Source organism: Deltaproteobacteria bacterium, from assembly GCA_016874735.1.
Taxonomy (GTDB): domain Bacteria; phylum Bdellovibrionota_B; class Oligoflexia; order Oligoflexales; family CAIYRB01; genus CAIYRB01.
This window is the reverse complement of sequence record VGTI01000112.1, coordinates 1-6,027: the sequence shown is the minus strand read 5'-3', so window position 1 is coordinate 6,027 and position 6,027 is coordinate 1. Positions and strand designations below refer to the sequence as shown.

General features: G+C 50.9%; 6 protein-coding genes and 1 other RNA gene. 6 read left to right on the top strand and 1 reads right to left on the bottom strand.

What is annotated here, in order from left to right; translation table 11 throughout:
* The first annotated feature begins 782 nt into the window (after positions 1-782).
* From FJ146_19025 to FJ146_19000, 6 genes are all read left to right on the top strand, one after another.
* Positions 783-1,007 (top strand): hypothetical protein, encoded by a 225-nt coding sequence (locus FJ146_19025; protein ID MBM4254064.1) that lies wholly within the window; start codon positions 783-785, stop codon positions 1,005-1,007.
* A 57-nt stretch (positions 1,008-1,064) separates the two neighbouring features.
* Positions 1,065-1,937, top strand: coding sequence for a hypothetical protein (locus FJ146_19020; GenBank protein ID MBM4254063.1), 873 nt, complete (start codon positions 1,065-1,067; stop codon positions 1,935-1,937).
* Positions 1,938-2,209: 272 nt separating this feature from the next.
* The gene (locus FJ146_19015; protein ID MBM4254062.1) at positions 2,210-2,800 is read left to right on the top strand and encodes a hypothetical protein; all 591 of its coding nucleotides are present in this window, start codon (positions 2,210-2,212) and stop codon (positions 2,798-2,800) included.
* Between the two features lie 117 nt (positions 2,801-2,917).
* Positions 2,918-3,269: a transfer-messenger RNA gene (gene ssrA / locus FJ146_19010) on the top strand.
* A gap of 164 nt (positions 3,270-3,433) precedes the next feature.
* Positions 3,434-4,615, top strand: coding sequence for a DUF4102 domain-containing protein (locus FJ146_19005; GenBank protein MBM4254061.1), 1,182 nt, complete (start codon positions 3,434-3,436; stop codon positions 4,613-4,615).
* The gene (locus FJ146_19000) at positions 4,596-5,021 is read left to right on the top strand and encodes a hypothetical protein (protein MBM4254060.1); all 426 of its coding nucleotides are present in this window, start codon (positions 4,596-4,598) and stop codon (positions 5,019-5,021) included. Before FJ146_19005 ends, FJ146_19000 begins: the two co-directional genes overlap by 20 nt.
* Positions 5,022-5,077: 56 nt before the next feature.
* Here FJ146_19000 and FJ146_18995 read toward each other — a convergent pair whose 3' ends face one another.
* Positions 5,078-6,007 (bottom strand): IS5 family transposase, encoded by a 930-nt coding sequence (locus FJ146_18995; protein ID MBM4254059.1) that lies wholly within the window; start codon positions 6,005-6,007, stop codon positions 5,078-5,080.
* Between the last annotated feature and the right edge of the window lie 20 nt (positions 6,008-6,027).

Genomic DNA, 6,027 nt, shown 5'->3' with positions numbered 1-6,027 from the left:
GGAACCACGAAGAGTCACTGGAGGCATCAGAGGATTTTGGGGATCTCGCTACGGAAGAAATAGAGGCAGCAGATGAAGCTGGTTTTGTCGAAGATCCAGCATTGGCTGAGGATGAAGCAGTTGAGGTTGACGAGGCATCGGAAGATCAGCTTGAGCGTAATCTTGAAGCTGAAATCGATGCCGAGGGTAATATCCCCGAGATCGAAGATACCAATCGTGATGATAGGCATGAAGCCATGCAGCTCATCGCCGCGCAGGCAGATGTTGCAGTGGCAGAACCACCGGTTATGAAAGCACTGGAGGAGACCAACATGGCACCGACGAACTTCCCTCCCCGTTCAGTAACTGAGCCGACAGCTCAGAGTACACGTCCAGGAGGCTTTGATTTTATCGGGCTTGATTTTAATCCGGACGGCCGTATCAGTCTCCAATTTGCCTCGGGTGCCGTCATGGCGATCGATCCCTGGGCCATGGTTGGTGCTACAAGGCGCGAGTTGAGGCTAGCTGGAAAACTCATCGTACTGACTCCGATCGATGGTGGCATCAACGTCGAGGTTGATGGAGTAGCGATCTTTCTCCCGCAGAAAGCTGCAGCCTAAGTTTAGGCCAATCGAACAGGCCTTAATTAAGTCACCGGGACTATTAGTTGAATCAGAAAAGCTCAAGTTTTCAACTCAACCACCGACAGGGCTGCCTGACGGTGGTTGTGCCTATGAAGGCCGATTAACCTTGGTGGTGTTGGGGAGGTCCCGTCGCCACGGAGTTTTTTGAAAGGGGAGAGTATGAAGTTAACTAAACATCTAAAGTTTATCAGTGTCGGGGTAGCAGTAGCGCTCACGACAGCCTGCGGCGCGAAAAGTGACTCGAAGGATGACGATAGCACGACGGAGGATGCCGACGGCGGTGGGACGAGTGCTAGTAATAAGGTGGGGTCGGTAACTACCATCGCCGATCTTAAGTTGGCTGGAGCCTTGGCCATTGATTTGCCTGAGGCATTTGGCGGCTAAGCTCCCGGAGCGAGATTGCGTCTCGCCGGAGGCAAAAAATCGCAAGAAGCATGCTTTATGGGTCAAACGATTCAGGAGTCGGTGCGATCGCTTGATGAGGTGGCATCGTTCTTTTGCCACCTGGAAGTCGAGAAGGATCGCGTGAAGTTCGGTAAGAAGTACAGATTGATGACACCTCAAGGCGAATTTGCGAAGATCTTTGTCGATAATTCGCAAGCAGCCTCAGGCAAGCTGGTAATCGGTTTCTGCCAAAACAGAGGCAGTGAATCTGGTAGCCGGCAGTTAATCAATATCGATGCTCTGACCGATGCAGGGCCTAAGGGGACGATCATTTCTGACGGATCGGGATCTGAGCAAAATACGGCGTTTACTTTTGCTCGGTCCACGAACTTTGATATGTCCGTTGCTGATATAGTCAGTCTCATATCTAAGGATAAAAACACGCAGGGCAGTAACACCTTTGTCCGCGAGGTTTCTCTGGATCTCAAGAATGCTGGACAGAGCACACTGAAACTTGCCGTGAAGGGGACAAACTCTGGCGCCGAATTTTACGATCGTGGGGTCGCCTATATGAGTGGTGACAAAGGATCGTCGGTGTCTCAGAAAAAGGGAACTTATCAGGGTAATACATTCACATTTGCGAGTCGCTCCCACTTTACCAAGACCGGTGAAGTTCTAGGGTCGGCTGACGTGGGAGCGGATTTGCAGCCGGCGGTGACCGCGATGCCCGCTTATTTGCCGAGTACCTTTACGCCAGACGCGCCAACGGGCTGGGTCGGAAGTAACTGTCCTGACTATGACGAGGAAGTGACGATAGACCCATTCACCGGTGGTCACGCGAGTTGTGACCAAGGTCAGGATAACGCTAACCAGGATCCTTGTAGGGCTAGCGAATTCGAAGCAAGTAGTGAGGTCGTCACGGTCGACTAACCAAGAATTGTTCAAACTAATCCCAGCGTGTCACCCCGCGCTGGGATTAGTTTTTTTGCCGATGATCTGACTAAGGTTGATACAGCTGTCAAATTCTGATCTGTAGCAAATTCGATGTGAGCTGGTACCGACATTTTGTCTTTTGTGGTTTCTGATAACTGCCTCAATATAAGTGCAAAATTCATGAATGCTCGCTGGGATGAGCTGGCCACCTGATGGCATGCTTCTTGTAGAACTCCAGGTTGGCTGTGGTCCTTACCGAGGGTCTCCTAATGTTCAGAATTTTGCTCATATTGTTCGTGTTGTTATCCGTGGGATGTACGGGACGATCGCATGTTGCTGCTGTCAAAAGTGAAGTCTCATCAGTGGTCGATCGCATTTTTCAAAGCCGATATTATGATAGCTACCAGGAACGCGCTTGTGGTCAAAACATCTTAGGATTCGTCGATGCCTTGCGTGCAGCAGGAGTCGATTTGAGTGATTATCGAATGGTAAAAATCACCAATCAAGGGCCTGGGTCACTCGGAATGGTAAATGCCCAGAGTGCTCGCAGCATTAGATTTAATCGGCCAGCAGCTGTTGAACTAAACTGGTACCATCACGTGATACTCTTGGATCAGGCGAATGGTTTAATTTACGACTTTGATTATCTCACCGGACCTACAACTGTTCGGGTAAGTGAATATATTGACACGATGTTTTCCAGAGAACCTGAGTGTTCAAAGCCCATCAGAGACTTATCGACATTCTGTGTCGGTGCGCAGCAAAAGCTGGCCACTTACCTGTGGGAAATTTCGCCTGTGACCGAGACAGATAGGCCGACCGAATTGCGTATGGGCGAAGTACTTGACCTCTTTCGGTAGGTGCTTGTAGCAGATCTAGGTCCTGGTCGGTGGTGCTCAGTGATTTAGGCCGACTGCATCGATAATACCCTAGTGTTTACGGACAGTCCATGATATACGGAGAATTGGCTAACTTCAGGGGGCGTACCGGTTTCGACGGGTATGGCTGATGAGTTAGAGAGCATGCCGGGGGTGGTTACGTGACCCCGTCAAAACGCGTAACAACGCTTAGTCGGCAACGATTACGCACTCGCAGCTTAATTAAGCTGCCGTCGAAGCAGAGGGTGTCGGTCCCGCTGCGGAGGCGCAATAAATCCGACTTGGTGTCAGGGTCTTACGTCTGGAGACCACGGCATGACGACAATCAGGCTGCGACATAGCAAGCCTGTCTGTTGGCTCGCTGCGTAAGAGGACAATCGACAGACTAAGCATGTAGCCGCTCTTTCCGTCTCGTATTCGGACGCGGGTTCGACTCCCGCCGCCTCCACCATCATCTGATCCCAGTTAGTCCGCCAGAGTCCAGAATCACCAGCAAAATCAGTCAGATCAAGCGGAACCAAGTCCGGCAGAGGCCGGGCATGTCCGTTGACTTCCGGGGGTAGCTGGGGGTAAAAGCGGGGGTAACAGCAGCCCCTTAGTTTTGGTTACCCCCACATGGCCCTCACGGTTCAAGAAGTAAAGAATGCAAAGTCGGACCCCTCTAGGACGCTCAAACTATTCGATGGCGGCGGCCTATACCTTGAGGTGACCCCGACAGGTAGCAAGCGTTGGCGGCTCAAGTACCGCTTTAATGGCAAGGAGAAGCTGATCTCCTTGGGCCTTTACCCTGTCGTGGGCCTGAAGGATGCTAGGGAGGCCCGGGACGAGGCCAAGCGGCAGCTTGCCAAAGGTATTGATCCGAGCGCTCACAGACAGGCTGAAAAGGCGTCATCGACCTTTCAAGAGACGAACTCCCTAGAGTTTGTCGCCCGAGAGTGGTTGGCGCAGAACCAGGGGACATGGGTCCCAAGCCACGGCATCAGGATCAAGCAGCGTCTTGAACATGATGTCTTTCCGTTTCTCGGTAAATCTATGGTCGGCGATGTTACGCCGCCTATGATTTTGGAGGTCTTGCGAAGGATCGAGTCGCGAGAGGCCTTCGAGACAGCTCACCGTGTTAGGACCAACCTCAGCCAAATTTTCCGTTATGCAATTGCGACCGGTCGTTTGTCCTCCGATCCTACAAGAGATCTTAGGGGTGCATTGCGACCTGTGAAGACCACCCATTTGGCCGCCATCACTGAGCCCGCGAAAGTGGGGGAGCTGCTGAGACTGATCGATGGATACAGAGGCGGCGTAGTGGTGAGCACCGCTCTTAAGTTGGCTCCTTTAGTGTTTGTCAGACCAGGTGAGTTACGAAGAGCTGAATGGGCAGACATTGACCTAGAGATGTCAGAATGGCGGTTTATCGCTCAAAAGACGAAGACTCCCCATATTGTCCCTCTTAGTTGTCAGGCAGTGGCTGCATTACGAAATCTTTATCCCATGACAGGTGGTGGCAAATTCGTCTTTCCCAGTCCCCGATCACGGGATCGCCCTATGTCAGAGAACGCCGTATTGGCGGCTCTTAGGAGTTTAGGGATTCCGAAAGAGGAAATGTGTGGCCACGGTTTTAGAGCGATGGCAAGAACCATTCTCGATGAGGTGCTGGGCTATCCTCCGCACATCATTGAACACCAACTTGCGCATTCGGTTAAGGATGCCCTAGGTAGAGCGTATAACCGGACGACACATTTAACAGAGCGAAAAGCTCTCATGCAAAAATGGGCAGATTATCTTGATGAACTCAAAAAATAAAAAAAAATTAGGCAACAGCAGTTCTATCAATTGGGCAAAGTGGCATCAGACCCGGATAATTTCGCTTGCAGAAGCAATTTTTTTAGCCTTGGGCCGAGATCCAACGGGACTGGATTTTTATAGTAATCCCCTGGAGCCATTTCCTGATCGTGACCCTTACTGGGGGTTCAAAAATCCAGCCAAGCATTGGTTCAGTATTGCGATGTCATCACTTGACCGTCCAGGTGGATTAGAATCAACACACTTAAATAATCAGAATTTATCTAATCGGATTCCATATGTCGATATTCGCAAGTTCGGAAAGTGGATAAAAAAGCAGGGCCTTTCAAATGTGCCAAATGAGCTTTGTAAGGATTCTGAGGAGGTACATACAGCAGATGGCGCGGTTACTTACAGCTTCCCGTAGGCGTTGTTGTAAAAATCAAACTGTTGGCATACAAGGGTCCTGAGTTCATCTCTATTCTATACTTTGTAAGATTTTGGCATTCCAAGATGGGTCATTTGGTTGAGGATCTTCGCCCCAAGACGCACTTCGGCCTTTTGGCGGCCTAGGTTCCTTGAGTGCATAGACGCACCAATGGTGCGTTTGTAGCGGCCGATACTCGTTTCGACCAAAACTCGACGGCGATAACCGGAGCCTGATTTCCAGGCATCTTTGCCGAGTAGTTGGTGTTCTCTGACGAGCCTGTTGCGTTCGACATCACCCCACGTTGGATTTTGGAGCTTCAGTGCGGCGCCGCTTCGTGGGGGTATTATAGCTTTAGCTCCTTTGGCGGCGATTGGTTCATAAGCATTTTTATTGTCGTACCCTTTGTCAGCAGTGACGCTAGCTATATTGTCGATCTGATCTAGCAAAGAAGATGTTTCCATCGAGTCGTGCACGTTGGATTTGGTTAGCGTCACCGCGACGATTTCGTTTGTTTTGTGGTCGATTGCGATATGAAGCTTGCGCCATGTTCGTCGTTTGTTTTTACCATGGGTACGCATTTTCCACTCTCCCTCGCCGTAGACCTTCAAACCGGTGGCATCGATAGCAACATCTACATTTGACCTGCTAGCGAGGACACCGAGATCGATCGCAAGGCTGTCGGCTCGCCGTGAAAGCGTAGAATAATTGGGGGCATCGATCTTCAAATCGAGCAGTTTGATCAGACCTTCCAAGAAGCCTTGGGTTTGGCGCAACGGCAGGCCTAAAAGACATCGCAGCGTTAAGGCAGTCTCAATCGCCAGATCGCTATAAGTCTTGGTTCGCCCCTTACGCCCCGTCGGGCTCGTGAGGTTCCATGTGGCAATCGCCTCGTCGCTGATCCAGACCGTCAGGTTGCCGCGATTGATCAGACTGCGATTGTACTCTTTCCAATTGCCGACTTTATAGGTAGCCTTCTGTCCCATAGGCGTCGCGTCCTTGCGAG